The following is a 25,034-nucleotide window of genomic DNA, read 5'->3' as shown; positions in this document are numbered from 1 at the left end:
AAATAAATCAGTATTTGTTAGTAACCGCTATTATTTCTATTATTCAGAATATTTCTCTTTACATAAAAGCACGTTTTTACGTGCTCTATTTTTTTGGAGAAATACCATAAGCTACAGTATTCAATCCTAAATGTGTTGCAATAACAGGACCAAAAGTAACTATTTCAACATCATCAAATCCTTGTGATAAAGCAAAGTCATAGAGCTCTTGTGCTCTTTCTTCTGCTCTAGTTTGAATGACATAAACCTTGTAGTCTGAAGGTTCTTGTACTTCTTTTAGTAAAAGTTCTTTCATGCGACTCATTGTTTTTTTCACAGTCCGAACTTTTTCAAAAACTTCTACTTTCCCTTCAGTACTGAAAGTTAATACTGGCTTAATATTCAATAAAGTACCAAGAACAGCCGCACCATTAGATAAACGCCCCCCTTTGGCTAACCAATGCAAATCATCAACGAGCATATAGGCGCGGTCGCCCTCTCTTTGTTCTTCAAACTTTGCAATAATCTCATCAAATTCTGCACCAGCTTCTGCCAAATCCAAAACTGTTTCAACCATATAGCCTAAAGGACTAGAGGTAATAAAAGTCTCAGGAAATAGAACTTTCATTTGTTCATATTCGCTTTGTAAGTAGAAAATATTTTGATAAAATCCAGAAATTGCAGCTGGCAAAAAGAGACCTAGAACGTGAGTATATCCTTGTTTTTCTAAATCTTTTAAAAGGCGATCAAGTTCAGCTACACTAGGTTGTGAGGTTTTAGGTACTTCCTGAGCCTTGGCCATCAGGTCATACCATTCTTCATGAGAAATCTTTTGTAAATCGTAATCCACTCCATCAATTGAAATCGGAATATCCAAAACAAAAAGATTTTGATAAGTTTTATATTTTTCGGCAAAATCTGCCGACGAGTCAGTAATAACAGCTAATTTCATAAGTCAATTCTATTAATTAAAATTCTAAGTTAATTCCAGGCTGATCTAAAGCAACCTCGGTTGTTTCATAAACCATGCGCTTAAGAAGTTCAAATAAAGGAGCCGCAAGTTGAGCTAATTCCTCTTGTTCAAGTTCTTCTTGTTCTTTAATTTTTCGTCCACGTATATAATTCAATTGACTTACAAAACCTGAAAGTACAATATTATCTAATACAATTAAGTATGTAAGGACAGCATGAAGCCCTGTATCTTCTTCACCAAGTCGTTCAAGTTGTTCCTTAGGAACAAGTTGAAATTGGACATTTAGATTTGTTTCGGGCGTTCCATTTTCTTTTTCCCATTCATAATTACGAGCATCATAATGAAATTGGTTAACAAATTCTTGTTCTCGTTCAATCGTTAAAGTCATTTTAAAATTCCTCTATCTATATTAATTTTATTCGCATCTATGAACAATAAGAACACACATTTCGTTATTTGAATTCAATAAGTATCCCAATATTCACTAAAATTCTTAACACTACTTTATTCTACCACATCTTGAACATTTTCACGCAATAATTGTAGCATTTTTAGTTCTTCATTATTAGGTTCATATGCATCCAATAAATCCGGACGGCGCTCTAGTGTTTTTTTCAAAGATTCTCTCAAACGCCACTTGCGAATATTCTCATGATGACCGCTCATCAAGACTTCGGGAACCTTCATTCCTTTAAAATCTTCTGGGCGAGTGTATTGGGGATATTCTAAAAGCCCACTAGAAAATGAATCATCTTCATGACTAGCCGCTTTCCCCAAAACACCAGGTATAAGGCGAACAACAGCATCAATCATTACAGTTGCTGCCACTTCTCCTCCCGTTAAGACAAAGTCTCCCAAAGATACCTCATCTGTCACCAAAGTTTTAATTCGTTCATCATAGCCTTCGTAGTGTCCACAAATAAAGATTAGTTGTTCTTCTTCTGACAATTCCTCAGCCATTTTTTGATCAAATTTTTTTCCGGCTGGATCTAAAAGAATCACCCGTGCAGGCTTTTCAGCTTTTTGTGGAATTTTATCCATCGTATCAAAGATAGGTTGAGGCATCAACAACATCCCTTGTCCCCCACCATAAGGCATATCATCGACATGTCGCTGTTTATTTGTGGCATTTTCGCGAAAATCATGAGTATGTAATTCTAAAATACCTTTATCTTGAGCCTTGCCAACTATTGACTGGTTAAGTGGACCAAACATATCAGGAAAAATACTTAAAATATCAATTCTCATGCCCTTAGTCATCCAATCCTTCCATGATGTCCACATCAACTCGATGCTTAGCCACATCAACTTTCAGGACAACAGGTGGGATATAAGGTAAAAGTAAATCACGTTTTCCTTTACGTTTAACGACCCAGACATCATTGGCACCTGGTTGAAGAATTTCAGAGATTTGACCAATTAAAATGTCATTTTCATAAACATCACTTCCAATAATTTCATGATAGTAAAATTCCCCATCATTTAACTCTTCTTGATTTTCTTGCGCAATTTTAACAACATAACCTTTATATTTTTCGACATCATTGATATGATAAAATCCTTCAAATTTGACCACATAAAAATTCTTTTGTAATCGACCAGATTTCACTTTTAAATCTTGAATATAGTTATCTTTATCATCAAAAAGTGCTAATACTGCCCCTTTTGAAAAGCGTTCATTAGCAAAATCTGTTGATGGTAGTACTCGAACTTCACCTTGAAGTCCCTGTGTATTAACAATTGTTCCTACTTTGTAAAAGTTTTCCATTCCCTAATTATAACATATCAACTAGGCCCTGATTTAAATGAAACTATTTTTGAGCAGATTTCTTTTAAAGAATACAAAATTTTAAATTTTTTGAAATATAAAGGGCTCAATTTTCAGCAGCAAATATAAAATCATAAAATAAAAAAGCTATTCAAAATTAAATAGCCTTTTATTTTACTCAGTCTTATTCAAGCAGGAAAGCCTTCATTTTGTCAATAAAAGCATCTGCTTTAGTATCTAAATGAAGGGCATGATAGCCCTCAGCAACTTCAACTAATTCCAAATTAGCACCAGCATTTTCAGCAAAGGAACGAATCGCTAACGGTGAACAAATTTGGTCTTCTTCTCCACAAAATAATAAGGTGGGTATCTTTAACTGCTCGGCCTGACTTTGGGCAAAACGTCCTGCTTCCATAATTTGTGAAAACAAACGTAAAGATAATAGTTCATGATATATTCCATCTTTAGTCACTAAATCAACTAAATCACTCCGATGAGAGATTGCATCAACTTTAAGTCCCGTACGAACTCTAATTTTTGAATTAAATTTCCCTAAAACTTGAGCCAACCTTTGTAGGGGAACAGCCGGTGGATTTGTCAAGGCAAGCCAAGGAGATTCAATAACTGCTTTTTGATAAAGTTTTTGATTTTCAACATTTCTAAGCAGAACATTCAGTGAAATATTTCCTCCCATACTGTGTCCAAAGAGATAAACTGGTAATTTGGGATATCTTTTGCCAATTATTTTTCGGACTTCTAAGGCATCACTAATAAAGTTCTCATAATTTCTTGCTCGTCCCTGAAGTTTAGGTTTAGCTGCTGCTAGAACCCCATGTCCTCTTTGGTCGTGCATAAAGCAAACAAAACCAGCATTAACTAATTCATTGATTAAATATAAATAATGACCCGTATATTCGCCAAAACCATGAACTAATTGCACCACGCCTTTTGCTTTTCCTTGTGGTTCAAAAATTCCAAGACGAATCCGATAGTGATCTTTCATTGAAATAATTTCATACTGTTTCTTCATTAAGCATTTCCTTTTACTCTAAATTTTAAACTTCAACTTCATCTTTATTTTTCTCGATTACTTCACTTAGTACTTTAGTAAATTCTAAAGAATCGTTAAATGGATGGACAAAATCAAAAGTCTCGCCCCCATTTTCCACAAAGACTTCTTTATTTTCAATTTCTAATTCAAATAAAGTTTCCAAACAATCCGCCACAAAGCTGGAGAACAAATTAATACTTTCTTTGTATCTTCTTTAGGAAGCTCAGCAATTCTATCGATTGTTGCAGGCTCTAACCATTTCTCAGGACCAAATTTTGATTGGTAAGTATGCTCGTATTCTTCTTCCTTTAAGCCCAATTTTTCAACAACTAGCCGCGTAGTTTCGATACATTGTGCCTCATAAGCATCTTTCTTCTTCGTTAAATACGATAGTGGAATGCCGTGGTAGCTAAGAATAAGCTTATCATAATGATTGGCTTGCCATTTTTCTCTGATAGACTCTGCCAGTAAGTCTGTATAAGATTCAATCTGATGAAAATCTCGAATAACATTAATTTTGTCATCTATTTTCTTAACTTGTTGAATAATTGGCTCAACGGTTGTTAATGAGTATTGAGGATAGTGTGGGAGTACAGTAATATCCTCAACTCCTGATTCTTTCATCTCTCTAATGACCTTATCAATGCGGGGCTCTCCGTAGGTCATGGCAAAGCGAACATCAAAGTCTTCACGAAGTTCTTGTAATTGTTCGGTTTGGGCTATTGTGTAACTCATCAAAGGTGAACCCTCGTCAGTCCAGATTTGTTTATACATCTCTGCTGATTTTTGCGGTCTTACTTTTAAAATAATACCATTCAAAATTGGAAGCCAAAGCCATCTTGGTTTTTGAATGACGAGTGGGTCACCCAAAAATTCTTTTAAATATTCCCTTACATCCTCTGTCTCACAAGAACGAGGCGTCCCTAAAGCTACTAATAAAATTCCTTTTTTCTTATCCATTATCCACCTATATAAAAATCAGTTAATTTATATTTATCACTGATTATTTCTACAATTATTAATCAATATTTTTTCATTCTAGCATATTTTTGGGGACAATAAAAGGAAAGTCTAAATAACTATTTTATTTCTCAAATAGAACGTTCGTTTTCCAAAAATAAAAGAACTCATCAATGATGAGTTCTTTTATTTTTACTTATTATTGGTCCACGAGGAGTCGAACTTTTTTCCCTTCAACAGGAACAAAGTATACAACTGTACGAATGGCCTGAATAATTCGACCTTGACGTCCAATTATTCTTCCAATATCTCCGTCAGCAACTTTGAGATGGTATTCCATAAACTCCTCACCTTCAATAATTTCCAAAGAAACTTCATCAGGCTGAGTCACCAAAGGTTTTACAATAGTTAAAACGAGTTCTTTCACATCTTTTTGCATTTCTTACCTCTACTCTAACTTGAAAGTTATTCAAGTCCATTTTATATGATTTTTAGATTCACGAAAAGCTGCTAAAAAGCAGCTTATCTCAAAAATTATTTAGAAAGTTTTGATTCGTGGAATTTTTTCATAACGCCCGCTTTTGAAAGAAGGTTACGAACTGTATCTGAAGGTTGTGCTCCGTTGCTCAACCATTCCAATACGCGTTCTTCTTTAAGAGTTACTTGGTTTTCAGTTACAAGTGGATTGTAAGTTCCAACTGTTTCGATGAATTTACCATCACGTGGTGCACGTGAATCAGCAACATTAATACGGTAGAAAGGTTTTTTCTTAGAACCCATACGAGTCAAACGAATTTTTACAGACATTTTATATTTCCTATTTCTTTTTTATTATATTTAATATTATAGCAGACTAATTTCATGCTGTCAAGAAAAAATCTTGACAGGCTATTATTTTCTCAAATTTTTTAGTAAATTTTGGGCCACTTCTTGATTCATCACTTTTTCTTTACGTAATTGTTGACTTAATATCGCGATTTCATCCGCTTGTGCTCCCACACTCAAAGCCAAAGAACGAGCTTGTAGACTCATGTGTCCCTGTTGAATTCCTTCTGAAACTAGAGCACGTAAAGCGGCTAAGTTTTGAGCTAGTCCCACTGCAGCAATAACTTTTGCGAGTTCCTTAGCATCACTAATATCCAGAATCTCCATAGCTGCTTGTGCTTTTGGTAAAACCTTGACTCCCCCTCCGACAGTTGCCACTGGTAAAGGAATTTCGAGTTCGCCAACCAACATTTTCTCTTGAAGTTCCCAGTTGGCTAACCCTTGGTAGGCTCCATCTTTTGCCGCATAAGCATGAATAGCAGCTGAGATAGCTCGAGTGTCATTTCCTGTAGCTAAAATGACCGCATTGATACCGTTCATAATCCCTTTGTTATGGGTACTAGCACGATAAGGATCAATTTTTGAATATTGGGAAGCAGCCATAATTTTTTGACCAATTTCATATCCATCTGCTTTTTTTGAAAGGCGTTCAACCGGAATTTCACAGGTCGCTTTCACCAGTGATTCAGTAGCATAATTTGATAAAATACTAAACAGAATTTTTTCATCAGGAAACCAACTCCCAAAGAGTTCAGCAATTCCTTCTAAGATTGAATTAATAATATTTGCACCCATGGCGTCTTTAACATCAACCTTGACATCAACAGATAAAAACTTTTGACTAGAGAAAATCCGACTAGAAACCTCTCTCAAACCGCCACCTCGTTTAACGATTGACGGGTAAGAAAGTTCGGCTTGTTCAAAGATTTTTTCTTGCTTTTCAAGTATTTCATTTGCAATCTTATCTGAATTTTTAACATCATAAAATACAATTTGACCACGCATTAAACGTTCTTTAATTTCAGCTACAAAATTTCCGGCTATTTTTGCTCCATTACTTGCTGCAGCAATCACTGACGGTTCCTCTGTAACCATTGGTATTAGAAAACTTTGTTCATTAATAACAAAATTTTGGGCAATTCCCATTGGCAATTCAAATTCAGAAATTTGATTTTCTATGAGATTGTCCAAAATAGTTGTATCTAGGGCCATCTCACCTAAAATTTCTTGACTCTTTTCGGATAAGTTTAACGAATTCAATCGCTCTTGTGGCGACATTTGATAAAATTTTTTTCTCATATTTCCCAAAAATGCCCAGAAATACTGGGCAATTCCTCCATCAATTTTTAAAAGTCAGGATTTTTCAATAAAATAGCAAGCCCTAGACCACCACCAATACAAAGACTAGCAATTCCATAACGCTTTTGTTCTCGTTTCAAAGCATATCCCAAAGTTGTCAGGATTTTAGCCCCACTTGACCCAATAGCATGTCCAAGAGCAATCGCTCCTCCGTAAATATTAACTTGAGAATCTTTTAAGCCCAATTCACGATTGACAGCAATACTTGATGCAGCAAAGGCCTCGTTAATTTCAAAAAGATCAATTTCTGAAAGCTGAACGCCTGAGCGTTGAACTAATTTTTGAATTGCATCAATCGGTGATACTCCCATAATTGCGGGATCAATACCAACTTCCGCACTCTCAACTAATTCAGCTAAATAAGAAATCCCATGTTTTTCAGCATAATCTTTAGTAGCCAAAATTAAAGCAGAAGCTCCGTCATTAACTGGTGAAGAATTTCCAGCTGTAACTGTTCCATTTTCCTTAAAGGCTGTCCGTAATGTAGCCAATTTTTCCAGGCTAGATGAAGGTCGAGGAGTTTCATCAACAGAAAGTTTCCCAAGAGCTACAATCTCGTCATTAAAAATTCCTGCTTGACTGGCTGCTACAGCCTTCTCTTGAGAATTTTGTGCGAAACGGTCTTGGTCAGCACGACTAACATCAAACTGCTCCGCAATTGTTTCTCCAATAATTCCCATTGAAATGCCAGAAAAAGCATCAATTAAGCCGTCACTTAACATGCTTAATGTTTCTTCTTCTGTATTACGATTTTTAAGAATAGGCGCATTAGACATTGATTCCGTTCCACCAGCAATAACAACTTCTGCTTCGCCCAACTGTAAAAGTTGCTTAGCTAGAATTACTGCCTTCATTCCTGAACCACAAACTTCATTAATGGTTGAAGCTGGAACACTGGTTGATAAACCACTATTAACCGCAATTTGGCGCGCAATATTTTGACCATTACCAGCTTGAAGAACATTACCAAAAATAACTTGTTCAACATCTGATTTTATATTTTTATTTTTTGACAATAAAGCTGAAACAACGTGTGTTCCTAGTTTTTCTGCCGAATACTCAGCAAGAGCACCATCATATTTTCCGACTGGTGTTCTTAAGGCGTCAATGATTACAATTTCTTTCACGAATGAACCTCCGAAAGTCATTATAGCATATTTTAAACTACTTTTGTCAAAGCATCTTTACATTAAATTGTGCAAAGATGTCTACTAAGTGACGAATTATCTGCCTTTATTTTTTCAAAGCATCTGTCATTTGTAATATTTGTTTTACAAGCTTGTTAGAGTAACCTTCCTTAGTATTTTATAGATAAAAAACATCTTAGCTAAGAATTTAACGTATTTTTATGATAAAATTAAAGCATTCCAAAGACATTTGAAAGGAGTTCCTTTCTTCTATATATTAGTAGATAAGGAAATTTTTAAAATATGAAAGTCGGTATTGATAAACTTGGATTTTTTGTTCCCAGTACTTTTGTGGACATGAGGGATTTAGCAGAAGCTCGCAATGTTGATCCAGCAAAATTCCAGATAGGTATTGGTCAAGATGAAATGGCAGTGAATCCTGCTACTCAAGATATAATTACTTTTGCGGCTAATGCAGCAGCTAGTATTTTGACTGATGAAGATAAAGAAACGATTGACATGGTTATTGTTGGAACAGAATCAAGTCTTGATGAATCAAAAGCTTCGGCAGTTGTTGTTCATGATTTACTCGGCATCCAACCTTTTGCTAGAAGTATCGAGATGAAGGAAGCTTGTTATGCAACAACTGCTGGTCTTGCTTTGGCCCGGGACCATGTTCTTTTGAACCCCGAAGCTAAAGTTTTAGTCATCGCATCTGATATTGCTAAGTATGGTCTAAATACTGGAGGGGAACCTACTCAAGGGGCTGGAAGCGTTGCAATGCTCATCACTGCTAATCCTAAAATTATGACCTTAAATAATGATAATGTTGCTTTGACTCAAGATATCTATGATTTCTGGCGACCTTTTGGTCAAGCTTACCCTACTGTTGATGGCAAATTTTCAAATGAAACTTACATTGATGCCTTTGCTAAAATTTGGAAAGAATACAGCCGCCGGACAAGCTTACACTTTGAAGATTTTGCTGCTCTTGCTTTTCATACCCCTTACACAAAAATGGGTAAAAAAGCTTTGTTACCAATGCTTGAAACAGAAAAACCAGCTAATGCTGAAGAACTGATGGAACAATTTGAACGTGGAATTGTTTATAATCGTCGTGTTGGTAATTTATATACTGGTTCTCTCTATTTAAGTCTAATCTCACTTTTAGAAAACTCTGATAAATTGAATGCTGGTCAGCGTATTGGACTTTTTAGTTATGGCTCTGGTACGGTTGCCGAATTTTTCTCTGGTGAACTCGTCGAAGGTTATGAAAAGCACTTACTTAAAGTTGAACATCAATCAATGTTAGATGCAAGAAGTCGCTTGAGCATTCCTGAATACGAAACTATGTTTAACGAATATTTAGACCTAAATCACAACATTTCATTTAGTGATGATACAGCCTATTCTGTTTCAGAAGTCGTTGATAACCATCGTAAATATAAAAAAATATAAAAAAATACTGACAGCTTTTCTGTCAGTAAATTAAAAAGTCCTGATAGGACTTTTTTTATTTTATTTGCTCAACAATGATACCGCAGCTTCGTCAGCAATAACAGTAACATTCGCATGGTTTTGCAAAATTGATGCTGGAAGTTCAGTAGTCACTTCACCTTCAACCATTCCTTTAATTGCTTCTGCTTTTTCTTTTCCGTAAGCCATTAAAACAATGTTTTTAGATTTCATAATTGATGCAAGCCCCATTGAAATTGCTTTACGTGGAACATCTGCTTCTGATTCAAAGAAACGAGCATTAGCTTTGATTGTGCTTTCTTGAAGGTCCACAACGTGAGTGGTAATTTCAGCTGGTGTTCCAGGTTCATTAAAACCAATGTGTCCATTTTGACCAATTCCAAGAATTTGCCAATCAATTGGGTTTTCTTCAATAATTTGGTCATAATGTTTTGCTTCAGCTTCAAGGTCAGTTGCTTTACCATTTGGCAAGAAGTTTTCTTTAAATGGTTTTTCTCCAAACAAATGTTTAGTCATAAAGTAACGATATGATTGTTCATCAGAACCATCAAGCCCTACATATTCGTCCAAGTTTACTGATACCATGTTTGTAAAATCAAGGTCTGAATTAACGATTTGATTATAAAATTCTACTGGTGTTGAACCTGTTGCAAGTCCCAATGTTTTTGCACCATTGTTGATTGATTCTTTAAGAAGATCAAGTCCGATTTTTCCACCTTCAAGTTGGTTTTTTACTACGATAACTTTCATTTTTATATGCTCCATTCCTAAATTGGTATATATCAATTTTTCTACACTTTCATTATATCATAAAATAAGACCATGTCAACTAAAAATTGTCTTCAAAAATATCAAAATTAAAATAAAAAAGCTCTTTAATAAAGAACTTTTTTATTTTGCTATTTTATTGACTGATTTTATAATTATGACATATATTTTCCAACAAAATTCCAAACATGGCTCCAATATAAGTCAGGATTTATTTTTTCTGATTCACCATGTCCTGCTCCGTGAACAACCAATTTTTCCTTTTCGACCTTAGCCGCATTATAGAGAGGTTCTAACATTTTAAAAGGAACAAAAGTATCCTTATCCCCATGAATAAAGAGCATTGGCGTTTTACTCTTTGCTACTTGTTTAATCGCAGAAGACTTGAAGATATTATATCCTGCTCTGATTTCTGTCATAGTATTCGCAGCATAAAGGACAGGAAATTTAGGCAAGCCAAATAGTTGTTTTAGCTGATAAGTAAAAACATCTCCGGTTGAAGTATAGCCACAATCTTCCACAATGGCTTTGACATTAGAGGGAAGTTTTTCTCCTGAGGTATTCATGACAGTAGCTCCACCCATTGAAACACCTAGCAGAACAATCTCTGCTTGAGGGTCTCGTTGAGTGATTGTGTTAATCCAGAGCAACATATCTTTTCGGTCATCCCAACCCATACCAATATAATCTCCCTGACTTTTCCCATGGCCTCTTAAATCAGGAGTAACAACATTATAACCTTTATTATAAAAATGACGTGTCCAACTGGCCATATCACTTGATTGACCGCCATAACCATGCACAACAATCGCCCACTTATTTGTCTTTGATTTTTGAATATAATCTGCCGCATAAAGTTTCAATTTTAACTTATCAGACGAAGTGATATAAGAGGCTGTTGGCTTAACCTGAGCCATAAAGGCTTCATTTTGCTCTTTTCTCTCTTTTTCTTTTTTAGAGAGTGTTTTTTGCTTTTTTGAATCATTATTCCCAGTCAAAAAGGATTTGCTGGTATGAGCATTAATAGCCATATCGTAAAAATAATTTCCGATTGCAAAATATCCTCCGACTAAAATCACGGATAAAACCACCAGAATCCATATAATCATCTTTTTCCTTTTTTTCATAATATTCCCTTTTATATTTATATTTTACTATTGTAATATTAAAACCTCTTTTTTGCAAATTCTTATATTCTTTAGTACTAATTTTACAATACGTCATCTTTCGTCATATAAAAAATCATAGACTTCTCAAAGCTAGTGCTTTCAAAAAATGATATAATAGTGAAGTATGCTTTTTCTTTTTATATAAAATTATTCTATGACAAACTGATAAGTTTGATGAGATAGACCTGAAAAGAAAGGCTTGAGGGAAATCTAAAATAGTTTAGCATAAAATATATTTTAGACCCTTGATAAAAGATTGGAGTAAAATAAAAACAACTTATGAATATAAATGATTTTGATTTTGATTTACCAGAAGAATTAATTGCACAAACGCCTTTGGAAAAACGTTCTGAATCACGTTTATTGATTCTCGACCCCAAAACAGAAGAACTTGAAGATAGACATTTTTATAATATTATTGATGAACTCGAGGCCGGAGATGCTTTAGTTTTAAATAATACACGTGTGCTTCCTGCTCGTTTGCACGGTGAACGTGCTGAAACGGGTGGTCATATCGAACTACTTCTGCTCAAAGATATGGGAGAAAATCGTTGGGAAACGTTAGCTAAACCTGCTCGTAAGATGAAAGTTGGCGAGGAAGTTGTTTTTGGTGACGGTCGTTTGAAAGCTGTTGTTGTTGAAATTCTCGAACACGGTGGTCGAATTGTTGAATTTAAATATGACGGAATTTTTCTCGAAATCTTGGAAAGCTTAGGAGAAATGCCATTACCACCATATATTCATGAGCAACTTGAAGACCAAGAACGTTATCAAACCGTTTTTGCTAAAGAAAATGGTTCTGCCGCAGCTCCAACTGCTGGTTTGCATTATACCCCTGAACTTTTAGAAAAAATTGCTGACAAAGGGGTTAAAATTGTTGAGTTGACTCTCCACGTTGGCTTAGGAACTTTTCGTCCTGTCAGTGTAGATAATGTTGATGAACATCATATGCATAGTGAATTTTATCGTCTGACAGAGGAAGCTGCCGCCCAACTCCGAGCCGTTAAAGCCAGTGGTCATAAGATTGTCGCTTCTGGAACAACGTCAATTCGTACTTTAGAAACGATTGGTAGCAAATTTGATGGAGAGATTCAAGCGGATTCTGGCTGGACTGATATTTTCATTAAACCTGGTTATGAATGGAAAGTTGTCGATGCCTTTAATACTAATTTCCACTTACCAAAATCAACTTTAGTTATGTTAGTTGCCGCTTTTGCTGGACGTGACTTCGTTCTTGAGGCTTATCAACACGCAATTGATGAAAAGTATCGCTTCTTCAGTTTTGGTGACGCCATGTTTGTTCGTCCAAAAAAATAATTACTGACAGAATCATCAGTAGAAAATGAAGATCTGTCAGTAATGACAGACTTTTTTATAGGAATCTTTAAATGAGTTTTATTAATATCGTCATGTTACCTGATTTTATCAGCGTCATCTCCGATGGACAAATTACGACCAATGAACTTCTGACGCAAAGTCATTTTAAAAAATTTGAAAGTAATCCGAATGGTTTTGTTGTTGGAATTACAGGATTTGAATTAATCACTAATAATATTCGAAAAAAATTCTATTATCAGCCAAATTTATCTTTTGAGGATGCTGAGCTTTTACTTAGAAATGAACTCGAAAAATATAAAAATAAACAAGTGATTTTTGGTCAGAATATCTCATTTAATGCAATCATTGCTGGGTTTCCTCTGGCAGCTCCGTCTCTGCCAAGAGCAATCAGTTTTCACATTGAAAATCAAACGATTTCTGAGCAAAATTATGAAAAATCAGCAGTCCTTTCTCTAGTTCCTGACGATATCAATTTTAATCCTAATCAAATTATTACAGATAATCTCCATAAGACAAATAATATCAGCCCAGTTTTCCAAATTCAAACGCTTCAACGTAATGCACTCTATAAAGTTGCTGACCAATCTAAAACGGTCAATAAAGTCATTTTTCAGGAAATAATTCAAGCCAAAACGACTGACAGAAGACAATAATCTCTCTGTCAGTAAAACTATAAATTTCGTCAATAAAAAAAGACTGAATTAATCAGTCTTTTTTTCATCATTTTTCTGTTGATTAGCCTTTGATAAAGTCAATTTACCGTGAGGATTGTATTTCTTTAATAAGTCATCAATCCGTTCATCTGTCCAATAATCGGCTGAGGCAATAAAATTTCCGTCTTTGTCACGGTCACCAATAATTTTAAATCCCATTTTTAATCTCCGAAAATATTGATATTTTTAGTCTACAAATTCAAATTCAAATTTTTGAATTCGTACATAATCTCCGTCTTTGGCACCCATTGAGCGAAGCGTTTCATCGACACCGAAGGCACGCATTTGCCGAGCAAATTTCATTACTGATTCATCATGGTCAAAGTTTGTCATGATAAAGAGTTTTTCAATTTTCTCACCAGATAAACGCCATCCACCATCATCATCGCGTGAAACTTTGAATGGTTTTTCTTCGTCTTCAAAGCCATAGTAAGCTACTTCATCACCCAAGGCTTCTTCGTCATAAAGTAAGAATTCTGGTGTTTGAGCAAGTAATTCACTCGTACGAGCTAACAAGCCTTGTAATCCTGTTTTAGTCAACCCAGAAACTTCAAAAATTTCAGGCATCTCTTGATCTGCTTCTAAATCAGCAGCCAATTTTTCTTTAAATTCGGCCAAACGTTCTGCTGCTTCTGGCATATCCATCTTATTGGCAACAATAAGTTGTGGACGTTCCATCAAGCGGAGATTGTAGGATTCCAATTCATCATTGATTGTTTTGTAATCTTCATAAGGGTCACGTCCCTCAAGTTCAGACATGTCAAGAATATGAAGAAGGACACGTGTCCGTTCAATATGACGCAAAAATTGAATTCCAAGTCCTGCACCAGAGTGTGCTCCTTCAATTAATCCTGGCATATCCGCCATAACAAAACTATCGCCATAACCGACTTGAACCATCCCAATATTTGGTGTAATTGTTGTGAAATGGTAAGCTCCAATTTTAGGACGAGCATTTGAAACTACTGACAGCAAAGTAGATTTCCCAACTGATGGGAATCCAACTAAACCAACATCTGCTAAAACACGAAGTTCCAAAAGTAGAATCTTATCTTCTCCAGGTTCTCCATTTTCTGCCACTTCTGGCGCTGGATTACGTGGTGTCGCAAAGCGAATATTTCCACGACCACCGCGGCCACCTTTAGCAACCACAAATTCTTGATCTTTTTCAATCAAATCGACTAAAACATCGCCAGTTTCATTATCTTTAACAGTTGTCCCTTGAGGAACATGAACAATTAAATCTTCGGCTCCACGACCGTGCATCCCTTTGTTCATCCCTTTTTCACCGGGTTTCCCACGGAAGATGCGGTTGTATCGGAAATCCATCAAAGTTGACATTCCTTCATCAACTTTAAAGATTACAGAACCCCCTTTACCTCCATCACCACCGGCAGGACCGCCATCTGGTACATATTTTTCACGACGAAAAGCAACTGCGCCATCGCCACCTTTACCAGCTTTTACTTCAATTCGTGCTGTATCTAAAAATAAAGACATACAGTTTCTCCTCTAAATTTTCTTTAAATAGTTTATATATTATTTTCCCACAAAAATGCGTGCTATTCATTATAGCATTTTATCCAGCTTTTTTATAGCTTGCCCTATGCTAAAAAAGTGACAATCCTAAATTATCACTTTTTTTACTTTTAATTTGAGCTTGTCGTTGTACTTTGAGCAGTACTCTCTCCGCTTGTTTCAGCCTTTTTAGCATTTTGAGCCGAAATAGAAGCCGACTTAGAAGTGGATAATTGAGAAAGATAAGCATCATAGGCCGCTTTAGGTTTCGTATAAATTCCCGCTTCCATATCCACTACTTGTGGAGCCTGAACTTGTTTAGCAATGCTTGGATAATAAGGAAGTCGATCAGCCATTTGACTGAGAGAGACACGAACCTGATTTCCATCACTCATATCAATTGCGATAAAATCTTTGGTTGCATCTGTAGGAGTTTTCGTTACATTCGTCATCAAAGCTTTGATAGCTGGTTTAAGAGTTTCATAGGCTTTGACAAAAGTCTGGACTTCTTCATCAGTAAAATCTTGTAAAACTGGCAATTTTTCAAGCTTGCTGGCATCAACCGGTGTCTTAATCACATAGCCATTATTTAAGACAAGATAAGTTTGATTATTCCTTTTGACATAAACACTATTGGTATGTTCTTGAACAACCGCCTCAAATCGATTTGGAAAATGATAGTTAATCGTGACAGTAGAAATTCGAGGAAATTTTTGTTCAATCGTTGACTCAATTTTCGCCTTATTATTAAGAATTTTAAAAATACTATCACTTGTCTTAATTTCTGAAGCGAGGGCTACTTGTTCTGAACTTTCATTTTTATTCCCTGATACGCTAAAAGTTGATATTTTACTCAAAGGTGAAATCAAATAGAGGGAGCCCAAAAAGACCAGAATAACAGCCAATAAAGCTGGCCACATTTTCTTTAAAAGCGGAGCTGAGCCTTCAAACAACTTAGAAAATCTAGCTTTTTTTGGCTTCTCTTCCTCTTTGAATTCTTGGGAAAGAGAATCTAGTTGAGCAACAATTTGTTCATTTTCAGTTGAATATTCGCTTGCTTGGCTTTCTTCTTGATTGACTTCCAAGTTTTCATCTAACAACTCAGCTGACTCAGCTTGACCTTCAGTGTCATCAAAGTTTTTTTCAGTTTTTGGAAGACTTTTAAGAAAAGGAGAGCTCAAGCGAGCCTTTTTAGGCTGATTTGCTTTCTTTTCTTTTTTAGCTTCTTCAGCTTTTCTTTTCTGATATTCAAGATGTTTTTGCTGCCAAGGGGTTAAGTTATTATCTTTTTCACTCATTTAGTTACTAATCTCTTTCACTAGATTGTAAAGGCGTTGGCTAGCATCTGGAACGCCTGCTTTTAGACTAGCTTTTTGCATTTCTTGATATTTTTCTGTGTTTTCAAGAATATCTGAAATCGCTTCGACTAAACTTTGACCATTCAATTCTTCATCTTTTACAATAATTGCTGCTCCTTGATCAACGTATTCTTGAGCATTTTTAGTTTGTTGGTCTGCTGTGACATTTGGACTAGGAACATAAACCGCTGGTAAACCTAAAGCTGTCACTTCCGCGATTGTTGTTGAGCCAGAACGCCCTAAAAAAAGTTGACTTTTTGCTAAAAGTTCAGTCATATTATTGATGTAAGGTCGAATATCTAAATTTGGATTTTCTTTATATTGATCAAAAGTTTCTTTGTAATCATCATAATAAATCTCACCTGAAGCATAAACTGTTTTGAATGAACGTTTAGCCAATTCAGGCAGGGCTTCAATAAAAGCATTATTAAGTTTTAAAGCTCCACGAGAACCCCCAAAAATCACTACTGTTGGTTGTTCAAACTTTTCAACTTGAGCAGCTGCATCAGCAACTTCTTGAGCTCTTGGATTCCCTGTGAAACTTGTTTTTTCACTAGGAAAATATTGCTCCGCTGCATGGAAACCTACGGCAATTCGGTCAACTTTTTTGGCAAGAAAACGATTGGTAATTCCTGGAAATGAGTTTCCTTCATGAATAATTGTTGGAATTTTCAATTGTGCCGCTGCAAAAACGACTGGTCCTGCCACATATCCACCAGTTCCTAACACAACATCTGGCTTAAAATCCTTCATAATTTTTTTAGCATCTGATACTGATTTAAAAAATTTAAAGGCAGTTTTTATATTTTGTGGACTTAATGAACGTCTTAGCCCTTGAATATCAACTGTTTTCAATTGAATTCCTGCTCGTGGAACAATTTTAGATTCTAAACCTTTTTTAGTTCCAATATAAAGGACCTCTGTATCTGGTTCCTCTTGTTTTAAATATTTCAGGAAAGCTAGGGCTGGGTAAATATGACCGCCTGTGCCGCCGCCTGTAATGATAATTCGCATATTTATTCTTCTCCAATGGTTTGGGGATTTGCTGATAGATCTAAACTTTTTGAGCTTTAACCGCTATCTTCTTCACTCAAATCAATAAATCGAAAAAAAGTGGACGATAACGAAATAAATAACCTACGAGTTAGACCTGATAATTGTCAGTAAAATGAACTTGTTTATATTAATCTGTCAGTAAATTGAGTATTCAAATTAGTCCCAATTAATAATTGTCAGTAATTTATTCTATCATATTTTTTATTTTAAGCTCTCAAAAGCCTCGATAAATAAATCGCCTCGTTCTTCAAAGGTTTTATATTGATCCCAACTTGCACAAGCTGGGCTAAGTAAAATGGTATCACCAACTTGCGTTTGAGGCATGATTTCTTTAAGAGCAGTTGCAACATTTTGACTAGCAAACACAGGAATATTCAATTTTTCAGCCGTCAACCGCAATTTATCCGCAGTTTGTCCAAAGACAACCATTCCTTTTAAGTCTTCTAAATCTTTTTCTAAATCTTCAAAGCCATTGCCTCGGTCAAGTCCACCAGCTAAAAGCCAAAGTTTACTGTTGTCAAATCCTGACAAGGCTTTTTGAGTAGCCAAAATATTAGTTGCTTTACTGTCATTATAGACTTTTCGTCCATCAATTTCACCTAGATATTGCAACCGATGTTTTACACCTGCAAAACTTGTCAGTACTTCAACAATTGCTTCATTTCTCGCTCCACGTAGTTTTGCAGCGACAATTGCCGCTAAAGCATTTTCTAAATTATGATCCCCAGGAAGTGAGAGCTCAGAAGCTTCCATGATAAATTCATCTTTAAAATAAATTTTCCCCTCATTAACATAAGCACCTGAAACCTTTTCTTTAGTTGAAAAAGCAAGGACCGTTGCCTTTGTTTTATCTGCTAATTTACGGCATTTTTCTTGGTTAAAATTGAGAATTAGGAAATCATCTGCTGTCATATTTTCTTGAATCCGCCATTTAGCAGCTTCATATGCTTCTTGTGAACCATGGTAGTCCAAATGAGCAGAAAAAAGATTTGTAATTAAAGCAATTTTAGGTCTGAAAGTATCAATTCCCATCAATTGGAAACTTGAAAGTTCCATCACTAATGTGTCAGTAGCTTGAGCTTTTTGGGCAACTTCTGACGCTGGAAAACCAATATTACCTGATAACTTAGCAGATTGCCCATCAGCATTTAAAATATCAGCAATTAATGTCGTTGTTGTCGTTTTACCATTTGTTCCTGTGATGCCAATAATTGGTGCCTCACTCACTAAATACGCAAGTTCAACCTCAGTAATCACTGGAATTTTTAGAGCTTCTGCTCGCTCAACCATGGGATTATCATAACGAATTCCTGGATTTTTAACCATCAGTGCAAAATCTTCGTCCAACAAATCAATCGGGTGACTTCCTGTGATGACTTTAATCCCTTCTTCTAATAGTACTTGAGCTTCTTTATTTTCTTCAAAAGGTTTGCCATCATTAACTGTAACAATCGCTCCCAACTCATTGAGCACAAGAGCAGCAGCCATTCCAGAACGGGCAAGTCCAAGAACTAAGATTTTTTGATCTTTAAATTTCGTTATTTTTTTCATTTTCTATTCCTTTTTAAGTTGTCAGTAAAATATTTCACTGACGACTTTATCTAATCTATTTTACCCCTAATCAGCCTTTTTTTCAACAGTCATAATTACTGACAGCACTATCGATAATTTTTCAAAGAAAACAAAAAAAGGCTGACCCATTTGTCAGCCCATATTTACTTACAATGCTTGGGCATCTTCTTCTGATGTCCGAATACGAATCACACGTTCTATTGGTTGAATGAAAATCTTTCCATCTCCCACTTCACCAGTTCGCACTGCTTTAGTGATTACATTAACAATTTGATCAACTTTTTCATCAATTGAGACAATTTCTATTTTTATTTTAGAAAGTAAAGTTGTTTCGATTCGCTGACCACGAACATATTCCGCAAAACCTTTTTGTTCACCATAGCCAAGAACTTGCGAAACAGTCATTCCATGTACCAAGCCATTGTCTGATAGAGCTTTTTTCAAATCTTCTAATTTATCCGTTCGAATAATCGCTTCAATTTTTTTCATATTTTTTCTCTCTTATCTTTAAAAATACATTTCCTTCATTTTTATAATAAATTGACTGACAGACTTATCAATAAACTAAAATCAAGAATCTAAACCTAAAAATGTTGGATAAGCAGTTTCTTCATGCTCACTATCATCAAGACCAATTGCCTCAGCACGGTCAGTAACTCGAATCGGCATAATAAGTCCAATCACCTTAATAATAATCCAACTGACAAGAGCCGTAAAAATAACTGTAAAAACAACCGCAGTAAGATTAGCCAAAAGTAATTTTCCTGACCCATAAACTAGCCCTACATAACCTTTTTCTGGAGCCAAAGCTGGTGTTGCGAAAATTCCTGTCATAATTCCGCCAAACATTCCACCAATTCCATGACAACCAAAAGCATCCAGTGCATCATCATAACCAAATTTCTTCTTGACTACAGAAATCATAAAATAAGACAAAGGACTAACCAACAAACCAATGATTATCGAAGACCAAAGAGAGACAAAACCAGCACCTGGAGTAATCGCAACTAAGCCAACAACCGCTCCAGAACAAGCACCAACCACTGAAGGTTTGCCAATCATAATTTTTTCAATAATCATCCAAGAAAGCATCGCTGCCGCTGCAGCCGTATTAGTAGTCATAAAAGCGTTAATCGCAACACCATTGGCAGCAAGAGCTGAACCTGCATTAAAACCAAACCAACCAAACCAAAGAAGACCAGCGCCTAAAACAACGAAAGGAATATTATGTGGACGATAATCTAAACGTTCATAGTCTCGCCTCTTTCCAAGCACCAATGCTAGAACTAGACCTGTAACCCCACTAGAGATATGAACAACGTCTCCCCCAGCAAAGTCAATCGCATGAATTTGAGCCAAGAAACCGCCACCCCAGACCATATGAGCCAGAGGATAATATACCAAAATCAACCAAGCTCCCATAAAAAGTAGAATAGGAGTAAATCTCATTCTCCCAACTACCGAACCTGTAATCAAAGCGACCGTAATAATCGAAAACATCATCTGAAAACCAGAAAAAAGACCGTCAGGAATGTGATTGGCAGGAAATAATGAATTTTTGGCCATATCTACACCATTCATAAACAAATGGTCAAAATTTCCAATCCAACTATTATTTCCAGAAAAAGAAAATGAAAAGCCAATAATTACCCATAAAATGGAAGCCAGAGCCATTGGTGCCAATGACATCATCATTGTATTCTATACATTTTTACGCCTTCCAAGCCCCCCATAGAAAAAGGCCAGTGCAGGTGTCATTAATAAAACCAAAGCTGCACAAATTAAAATAAATGCAATCGATCCTGTGTCCATAAAAATTCTCCTTTAAAATTTCGAGATTAAATAAGAAATTTACCGATATTTTCTGAATATTTAATCATGTCATAAAATATAACACAGTTTTTTATTAAAGTCAATCATTTGCTCGTTTCGTGTTATGTTATATAACATGAAATGAGCAAATAAAAATGAATTATCTTTTAGATAATTCATTTTTATCATATTTTTGGAAATTTTAAGGTAAAAGTTGAACCAATCCCAAGCTCAGAACTAACTTCAATCTCCCCTTGATAATTTTCGGCTAAACGAGCCAGAATTGGTAAACCTAAACCAGTTCCGCCAATCTCACGGTTACGTGCCTTATCCGCTCGAAAGAATCGCTCAAAAAGATGATTAATATCTTCTTCAGCAATTCCGATTCCTTTATCAGAAACACTAGTAATGACAAACTGTTCATCTTCTGAAACAGTAATCACAATCTCCTTTCGATCATCTGGAGAATACTTAACAGCATTATCTAACAAAATGCGTAATCCTTGTTCAAAATGATTTTCAGATATCCGAGCATGGACAGGGTAGATAAGCTGATTATCAAGCACAATCTCAAAATCCTCATGTAGAAGTTGGAAGTTTTTAAGCGCATGATTAGATACTTTACCAACGTCACAATCCAATTCTTCACTGGACAAATCTACATTTTCAAGTCTGGCTAAAGCAAGCATTTCTTCAAGCATTTTCTTCATTCGGTCTACTTCATCCAAACTCGCCTGCAAAGATTCATCCAAAACTTCTGGATCATTTTTCCCCCAACGATTTAAGAGATTAATATGACCGTCCAAAACTGCTAACGGAGTCCTTAATTCATGTGAAACATCAGAGACAAACCGATTTTGCTGTTCAAGGTATGCTTTCATTTTCAGCATCATATCATTATAAACATGAGCTAATTCTTCAATTTCATCACCACTTTCAATTTCGATAGGTTTGAAATCATTCGTGGGGTCGCTCGCCATTTCCTGCATTCCCTGATAAAGTTTTTCTAAAGGCTTCATAAAATAATTCGCCATAAAATAACCAATCATTTGCGCAACGATTAAAGCGACAATTTCTAAAATTAACAAGACGACTAAAAGGAGATTAGAAATTCGATGATAAGTTGTCGTGTCATAAAATGCCTGTAAATAACCTACAACCTGTCCCGTCCCTTTAGAAACAATCTTTCTTTGGACTAAATAACCTGGATTCTCACCTTGAATTTCTTTCATTTCATTATTGCCTTGATTTTGAAATCCAAAATCATGTCGATTAGTTGAATATAATAATTTATGATTTAAATCATAAATATAAAATGCTTTCCGAGTCCCTATAATACTTCCCAGACTCGTTCCTTCCGATTCCCCATTTTGAATTTTTGATGTCGCTTCAATATAAGCGTTTAGGTTAGTTGAATTTAATGGAGCATCCGCTTCTTCTAATACCTCTTCAACGCTGTCCATTGAACCTTTCAATAACCTTTGTTCCTCCTTAATGAAAGAACTTATGGTCAGTTGATAAGTCAATGTTGCAAAAAGAGTAAAAGTAATAAAACAAAAAACGGTGTTAGCAAAAGCCCAACTAAGCATAATAGACCGCTTAGCCGAACTTTCTTCTACCGTTTCCTTTTTCTTGTTGAAAGTGAATAATTTTTTCATTTTTTTATTTTTTTATTTGCGTTCACGCATCACATAACCCAAACCACGAACGGTTTGAATATAGCTGTCTTGTCCTTCAACATCAATTTTATTTCTAAGATAGCGGATATATACATCAACAACGTTTGTTTCCGTTCCTTCTTCATATCCCCAAACTTGTGAAACTAAATGTTCGCGAGTGACAACATCTCCAACATTTTGCATCAATGTCAAAAGAAGGTCATATTCACGACGCGTCAAATCAATTACTTTTTTACCACGATGAACGGTACGATTAGTCTTGTCAATTACAAGATCACGAAAAGAAGTGTTTTCAGCACGTTCTACAGCGTGACCATGTTCTTCACGACGGAAGAATGCACGAACACGAGCCAAAAGTTCTTCAATCGCAAAAGGCTTAGTAATATAATCATCTGCTCCAATATCAAGACCGGCAACACGGTCCATTGTTGAATCACGCGCGGTCATCATAATAATTGGAGTATCTTTTTCTTTGCGCAAACGACGGGCAACTTCAAAACCATCAAGTTCAGGAAGCATCAAATCAAGCAAGATTAAATCATAATCTTTTGAAGTTGCTTCTTCAAGCCCGGAACGTCCGTTATCTTTAATCTCAGTGGCATAGCCTTCATGCTCTAATTCTAATGAGACGAAACGAGCTAAATTCTTTTCATCCTCAATAATCAAAATTTTCTTTGATGCCATATTATTCTCCTTTGTTAAAAAAACTGCATAATTCGATTTCTTATAATACTATTATAAGATAAATTTAATTTATGTACAAACTATTTAACGCTTTTTTTTAAATTGTTTTCGCTTTCTTATGCTTAACAACAGAAATTGTTAAAAAATGAGAGCCATCTAATCAAATAATCCGTTCAAACCATCAAAAGGAGATTTCTTTTCTTCCTTTTTATTTTCTTGTTGTTTGGCATAATCTTCTTCACTCAAAACAGACCAAAACTTCCCGCTTGGCAATTCTTCTGCTTCTTCATTTTCAGCTAAAATTTGCAACGGAATTTCCAATAGAATATTATCAGTCACTGACTCATCTAAACTAATGATGTCTTTATCTAAAACAATAATTAAATCATTATCTAGTAATTCCTGATTTCCTTTTAGCGTTTCCTCGGTTGCAAAAATTTCGTTGACTAGGATATCAATTGGATATTTGACTGGTTTCAAACTTCTTGAAGAAGGTAGGGTTAAAGTCGTTTTAATCTGATAATCCAAATAGAACAATTCATCATCATAAGCAATTTCACCACTAACTTCAATTGGTAGACAATCTAAAATTTCTGCGGAACGTTTCACAAGTTCCTCGCGAAGGTCTAAATTCTCATTGAAAGCAATCTGTTTTTTTTTTGTTAATTCATTTAAAGACCATTTCATCTTTTAATATTCTCCCACAATTTAATCATTTTTCTTTATTTTATCTTATTTTTACATTTTTTCATAATAAAAAGCTGTCTAAAGACAACTTTATATTGCTAAAAATAAAAATGGTCGAATGACCATTTTTATTATTGTTTGCCGTATTTCTTTTCGAAACGAGCGATACGTCCGTCCGCTGCTTGGAATTTTTGACGACCAGTGTAGAATGGATGTGAATCTGAAGAGATTTCAACACGAATCAATGGATAAGTGTTTCCGTCTTCCCATTCAACAGTTTCTTTAGAACCTTTAGTTGAACCAGTCAAAAATTTGAAACCAGTTGTTGTGTCCATGAAGACTACTGGTTGGTAATTTGGATGGATATTTTGTTTCATCGTTAGAATTTCCTTTCTGCCTTGGACTGTTTGCCAGACCAAAGTTGTACGAATACTTAAACATTCTATCAAAATTCTAGGTAAATTTCAAGCTAAAATTATCTTTTGTCAAGAAAAAAACTTTACAAACTATCTTTACTGGCAATACACCTCAATAAACCTTTTGTAGCCTATCCTTTACCTGTTATATTTCTTACACTGTCCATATTTTATGAGACTTAGTTCCAGCTTTATCCGGTTTGTTGATCCATTCAGATTTTGTCGCAAAATGTATCGCCTAAATAAATTCTCCTAGACTTCCACTTTTCCAGATCTCTTATTTAAAGCAGTATTCCTTTTTGTCGCAAATTTTCTCTACAAGACTCAAGATACGCATCATTATGTTCAGGATAAATAGGAAAGGTCCAAACTACTGCTTTTAGTTCCAAATATGCTTCACTTATCTGACCTCTATATAAAGAATTATCCCATTTTTCATCAGGATGATACCCTCTTACTTTCATCTCACGTAGTATGAGCAAATGATATTGAAAGAGCTTATATGGAGAATAATCAAAGACATAATCCACTGTCGAATGGGGTCTTCCCCACCCTTTTCCACGCAAAGCGCAACATTCACGATGCTGTCCCAGTAATTGTTCTCTAGGAAGTTTTTCAATTAAAAGTTCATGCCAAAGCCTCATATCTCTTCTCTTTTCGACTTTATTTTTATGTCCCAAAATATTTATTAACTTATTTAAAAAATTCTCCCAAAGGAGAACTCCATTTTCCTTATTTAAAGCAGA

The 25,034-nt window shown here is 35.4% G+C and carries 25 protein-coding genes and 2 pseudogenes; 3 read left to right on the top strand and 24 right to left on the bottom strand.

Features of this window, described 5'->3' with window-relative positions:
* Positions 1–85: 85 nt before the first annotated feature.
* The 10 genes and pseudogenes from RSC39_RS04565 to RSC39_RS04520 form a co-directional block, all read right to left on the bottom strand.
* Positions 86–931: a DegV family protein gene (locus tag RSC39_RS04565; protein ID WP_063282399.1), complete on the bottom strand. Its 846-nt coding sequence runs from the start codon at positions 929–931 to the stop codon at positions 86–88.
* A 16-nt stretch (positions 932–947) separates the two neighbouring features.
* Positions 948–1,340, bottom strand: a complete 393-nt coding sequence (locus tag RSC39_RS04560; protein ID WP_063282398.1) for a DUF1149 family protein — start codon at positions 1,338–1,340, stop codon at positions 948–950.
* A gap of 116 nt (positions 1,341–1,456) precedes the next feature.
* Complete coding sequence (trmD, locus tag RSC39_RS04555) at positions 1,457–2,200, bottom strand: tRNA (guanosine(37)-N1)-methyltransferase TrmD (RefSeq protein ID WP_063282415.1); 744 nt, start codon at positions 2,198–2,200, stop codon at positions 1,457–1,459.
* Positions 2,201–2,204: 4 nt separating this feature from the next.
* A complete protein-coding gene (rimM, locus tag RSC39_RS04550; RefSeq protein ID WP_046781860.1) occupies positions 2,205–2,720 on the bottom strand; it encodes a ribosome maturation factor RimM in 516 nt (171 codons plus the stop codon).
* A 184-nt stretch (positions 2,721–2,904) separates the two neighbouring features.
* Entirely contained in the window at positions 2,905–3,750 is an 846-nt protein-coding gene (locus RSC39_RS04545; protein ID WP_332535411.1) for an alpha/beta hydrolase, read from the bottom strand.
* A gap of 25 nt (positions 3,751–3,775) precedes the next feature.
* A pseudogene (gene hemH / locus RSC39_RS04540) lies at positions 3,776–4,731 on the bottom strand (ferrochelatase).
* 199 nt (positions 4,732–4,930) lie between these two features.
* Positions 4,931–5,170 carry a KH domain-containing protein gene (locus tag RSC39_RS04535; RefSeq protein WP_011676598.1) on the bottom strand — a complete coding sequence of 80 codons (240 nt, stop codon included), beginning with the start codon at positions 5,168–5,170 and terminating at the stop codon, positions 4,931–4,933.
* A 95-nt stretch (positions 5,171–5,265) separates the two neighbouring features.
* Positions 5,266–5,538 (bottom strand): 30S ribosomal protein S16, encoded by a 273-nt coding sequence (gene rpsP, locus RSC39_RS04530; protein WP_011834878.1) that lies wholly within the window; start codon positions 5,536–5,538, stop codon positions 5,266–5,268.
* Positions 5,539–5,622: 84 nt separating this feature from the next.
* Complete coding sequence (locus RSC39_RS04525) at positions 5,623–6,855, bottom strand: hydroxymethylglutaryl-CoA reductase, degradative (protein ID WP_332535408.1); 1,233 nt, start codon at positions 6,853–6,855, stop codon at positions 5,623–5,625.
* Positions 6,856–6,902: 47 nt separating this feature from the next.
* Complete coding sequence (locus tag RSC39_RS04520; protein ID WP_332535406.1) at positions 6,903–8,042, bottom strand: thiolase family protein; 1,140 nt, start codon at positions 8,040–8,042, stop codon at positions 6,903–6,905.
* A 303-nt stretch (positions 8,043–8,345) separates the two neighbouring features.
* Here RSC39_RS04520 and RSC39_RS04515 point away from each other — a divergent pair, with 303 nt between their 5' ends.
* Complete coding sequence (locus tag RSC39_RS04515; protein ID WP_332535404.1) at positions 8,346–9,500, top strand: hydroxymethylglutaryl-CoA synthase; 1,155 nt, start codon at positions 8,346–8,348, stop codon at positions 9,498–9,500.
* A 60-nt stretch (positions 9,501–9,560) separates the two neighbouring features.
* Here the strand turns inward: RSC39_RS04515 and RSC39_RS04510 are convergent, their stop codons facing one another.
* A complete protein-coding gene (locus tag RSC39_RS04510; RefSeq protein ID WP_015082636.1) occupies positions 9,561–10,268 on the bottom strand; it encodes a glucosamine-6-phosphate deaminase in 708 nt (235 codons plus the stop codon).
* Positions 10,269–10,441: 173 nt separating this feature from the next.
* Positions 10,442–11,413, bottom strand: a complete 972-nt coding sequence (locus RSC39_RS04505; RefSeq protein WP_332535402.1) for an alpha/beta hydrolase — start codon at positions 11,411–11,413, stop codon at positions 10,442–10,444.
* 321 nt (positions 11,414–11,734) lie between these two features.
* Here RSC39_RS04505 and queA point away from each other — a divergent pair, with 321 nt between their 5' ends.
* Complete coding sequence (queA, locus tag RSC39_RS04500; RefSeq protein ID WP_063282393.1) at positions 11,735–12,772, top strand: tRNA preQ1(34) S-adenosylmethionine ribosyltransferase-isomerase QueA; 1,038 nt, start codon at positions 11,735–11,737, stop codon at positions 12,770–12,772.
* Between the two features lie 71 nt (positions 12,773–12,843).
* Positions 12,844–13,446, top strand: coding sequence for a hypothetical protein (locus RSC39_RS04495; protein ID WP_043735241.1), 603 nt, complete (start codon positions 12,844–12,846; stop codon positions 13,444–13,446).
* A 48-nt stretch (positions 13,447–13,494) separates the two neighbouring features.
* On the opposite strand, the gene RSC39_RS04490 is transcribed toward RSC39_RS04495, so the two are convergent.
* The 12 genes and pseudogenes from RSC39_RS04490 to RSC39_RS04435 all read right to left on the bottom strand — a co-directional run bounded on the left by RSC39_RS04490 (position 13,495) and on the right by RSC39_RS04435 (position 24,932).
* A complete protein-coding gene (locus tag RSC39_RS04490; protein WP_011676623.1) occupies positions 13,495–13,665 on the bottom strand; it encodes a hypothetical protein in 171 nt (56 codons plus the stop codon).
* Between the two features lie 27 nt (positions 13,666–13,692).
* Positions 13,693–15,006 carry a GTPase ObgE gene (gene obgE, locus RSC39_RS04485; protein ID WP_332535398.1) on the bottom strand — a complete coding sequence of 438 codons (1,314 nt, stop codon included), beginning with the start codon at positions 15,004–15,006 and terminating at the stop codon, positions 13,693–13,695.
* A 149-nt stretch (positions 15,007–15,155) separates the two neighbouring features.
* Complete coding sequence (locus RSC39_RS04480) at positions 15,156–16,322, bottom strand: cell division protein FtsQ/DivIB (protein ID WP_063282391.1); 1,167 nt, start codon at positions 16,320–16,322, stop codon at positions 15,156–15,158.
* Positions 16,323–17,396, bottom strand: a complete 1,074-nt coding sequence (gene murG / locus RSC39_RS04475; protein ID WP_063282390.1) for an undecaprenyldiphospho-muramoylpentapeptide beta-N-acetylglucosaminyltransferase — start codon at positions 17,394–17,396, stop codon at positions 16,323–16,325.
* Positions 17,397–17,639: 243 nt separating this feature from the next.
* Positions 17,640–18,989 carry a UDP-N-acetylmuramoyl-L-alanine--D-glutamate ligase gene (gene murD / locus RSC39_RS04470; protein WP_332535394.1) on the bottom strand — a complete coding sequence of 450 codons (1,350 nt, stop codon included), beginning with the start codon at positions 18,987–18,989 and terminating at the stop codon, positions 17,640–17,642.
* Between the two features lie 168 nt (positions 18,990–19,157).
* Positions 19,158–19,499: a P-II family nitrogen regulator gene (locus RSC39_RS04465; RefSeq protein ID WP_096815772.1), complete on the bottom strand. Its 342-nt coding sequence runs from the start codon at positions 19,497–19,499 to the stop codon at positions 19,158–19,160.
* 81 nt (positions 19,500–19,580) lie between these two features.
* A pseudogene (locus RSC39_RS04460) lies at positions 19,581–20,822 on the bottom strand (ammonium transporter).
* Positions 20,823–21,007: 185 nt separating this feature from the next.
* Positions 21,008–22,480 (bottom strand): HAMP domain-containing histidine kinase, encoded by a 1,473-nt coding sequence (locus tag RSC39_RS04455; RefSeq protein ID WP_332535391.1) that lies wholly within the window; start codon positions 22,478–22,480, stop codon positions 21,008–21,010.
* A gap of 12 nt (positions 22,481–22,492) precedes the next feature.
* Entirely contained in the window at positions 22,493–23,185 is a 693-nt protein-coding gene (locus tag RSC39_RS04450; RefSeq protein WP_011676631.1) for a response regulator transcription factor, read from the bottom strand.
* 156 nt (positions 23,186–23,341) lie between these two features.
* On the bottom strand, positions 23,342–23,872 hold the full coding sequence (locus RSC39_RS04445; RefSeq protein ID WP_332535389.1) for a DUF177 domain-containing protein: 531 nt from the start codon (positions 23,870–23,872) through the stop codon (positions 23,342–23,344).
* Between the two features lie 131 nt (positions 23,873–24,003).
* Positions 24,004–24,249, bottom strand: a complete 246-nt coding sequence (locus RSC39_RS04440) for a type B 50S ribosomal protein L31 (protein WP_003130760.1) — start codon at positions 24,247–24,249, stop codon at positions 24,004–24,006.
* A gap of 320 nt (positions 24,250–24,569) precedes the next feature.
* Positions 24,570–24,932: a TIGR02328 family protein gene (locus RSC39_RS04435; protein ID WP_063282414.1), complete on the bottom strand. Its 363-nt coding sequence runs from the start codon at positions 24,930–24,932 to the stop codon at positions 24,570–24,572.
* Between the last annotated feature and the right edge of the window lie 102 nt (positions 24,933–25,034).

It is taken from the genome of Lactococcus sp., from assembly GCF_036648155.1.
GTDB classification, from domain to species: Bacteria; Bacillota; Bacilli; order Lactobacillales; family Streptococcaceae; genus Lactococcus; species Lactococcus cremoris.
This window is presented reverse-complemented; position numbering and strand designations above follow the sequence as displayed.

What these genes read in the sequence shown, in the direction of transcription:
- RSC39_RS04565 (WP_063282399.1), bottom strand. Translation starts at nt 931, where the DNA reads ATGAAATTAGCTGTTATTACTGACTCGTCGGCAGATTTTGCCGAAAAA.
- RSC39_RS04560 (WP_063282398.1), bottom strand. Translation starts at nt 1,340, where the DNA reads ATGACTTTAACGATTGAACGAGAACAAGAATTTGTTAACCAATTTCAT.
- trmD (WP_063282415.1), bottom strand. Translation starts at nt 2,200, where the DNA reads ATGAGAATTGATATTTTAAGTATTTTTCCTGATATGTTTGGTCCACTT.
- rimM (WP_046781860.1), bottom strand. Translation starts at nt 2,720, where the DNA reads ATGGAAAACTTTTACAAAGTAGGAACAATTGTTAATACACAGGGACTT.
- RSC39_RS04545 (WP_332535411.1), bottom strand. Translation starts at nt 3,750, where the DNA reads ATGAAGAAACAGTATGAAATTATTTCAATGAAAGATCACTATCGGATT.
- RSC39_RS04535 (WP_011676598.1), bottom strand. Translation starts at nt 5,170, where the DNA reads ATGCAAAAAGATGTGAAAGAACTCGTTTTAACTATTGTAAAACCTTTG.
- rpsP (WP_011834878.1), bottom strand. Translation starts at nt 5,538, where the DNA reads ATGTCTGTAAAAATTCGTTTGACTCGTATGGGTTCTAAGAAAAAACCT.
- RSC39_RS04525 (WP_332535408.1), bottom strand. Translation starts at nt 6,855, where the DNA reads ATGAGAAAAAAATTTTATCAAATGTCGCCACAAGAGCGATTGAATTCG.
- RSC39_RS04515 (WP_332535404.1), top strand. Translation starts at nt 8,346, where the DNA reads ATGAAAGTCGGTATTGATAAACTTGGATTTTTTGTTCCCAGTACTTTT.
- RSC39_RS04510 (WP_015082636.1), bottom strand. Translation starts at nt 10,268, where the DNA reads ATGAAAGTTATCGTAGTAAAAAACCAACTTGAAGGTGGAAAAATCGGA.
- RSC39_RS04505 (WP_332535402.1), bottom strand. Translation starts at nt 11,413, where the DNA reads ATGAAAAAAAGGAAAAAGATGATTATATGGATTCTGGTGGTTTTATCC.
- queA (WP_063282393.1), top strand. Translation starts at nt 11,735, where the DNA reads ATGAATATAAATGATTTTGATTTTGATTTACCAGAAGAATTAATTGCA.
- RSC39_RS04495 (WP_043735241.1), top strand. Translation starts at nt 12,844, where the DNA reads ATGAGTTTTATTAATATCGTCATGTTACCTGATTTTATCAGCGTCATC.
- RSC39_RS04490 (WP_011676623.1), bottom strand. Translation starts at nt 13,665, where the DNA reads ATGGGATTTAAAATTATTGGTGACCGTGACAAAGACGGAAATTTTATT.
- obgE (WP_332535398.1), bottom strand. Translation starts at nt 15,006, where the DNA reads ATGTCTTTATTTTTAGATACAGCACGAATTGAAGTAAAAGCTGGTAAA.
- RSC39_RS04480 (WP_063282391.1), bottom strand. Translation starts at nt 16,322, where the DNA reads ATGAGTGAAAAAGATAATAACTTAACCCCTTGGCAGCAAAAACATCTT.
- murG (WP_063282390.1), bottom strand. Translation starts at nt 17,396, where the DNA reads ATGCGAATTATCATTACAGGCGGCGGCACAGGCGGTCATATTTACCCA.
- murD (WP_332535394.1), bottom strand. Translation starts at nt 18,989, where the DNA reads ATGAAAAAAATAACGAAATTTAAAGATCAAAAAATCTTAGTTCTTGGA.
- RSC39_RS04465 (WP_096815772.1), bottom strand. Translation starts at nt 19,499, where the DNA reads ATGAAAAAAATTGAAGCGATTATTCGAACGGATAAATTAGAAGATTTG.
- RSC39_RS04455 (WP_332535391.1), bottom strand. Translation starts at nt 22,480, where the DNA reads ATGAAAAAATTATTCACTTTCAACAAGAAAAAGGAAACGGTAGAAGAA.
- RSC39_RS04450 (WP_011676631.1), bottom strand. Translation starts at nt 23,185, where the DNA reads ATGGCATCAAAGAAAATTTTGATTATTGAGGATGAAAAGAATTTAGCT.
- RSC39_RS04445 (WP_332535389.1), bottom strand. Translation starts at nt 23,872, where the DNA reads ATGAAATGGTCTTTAAATGAATTAACAAAAAAAAAACAGATTGCTTTC.
- RSC39_RS04440 (WP_003130760.1), bottom strand. Translation starts at nt 24,249, where the DNA reads ATGAAACAAAATATCCATCCAAATTACCAACCAGTAGTCTTCATGGAC.
- RSC39_RS04435 (WP_063282414.1), bottom strand. Translation starts at nt 24,932, where the DNA reads ATGAGGCTTTGGCATGAACTTTTAATTGAAAAACTTCCTAGAGAACAA.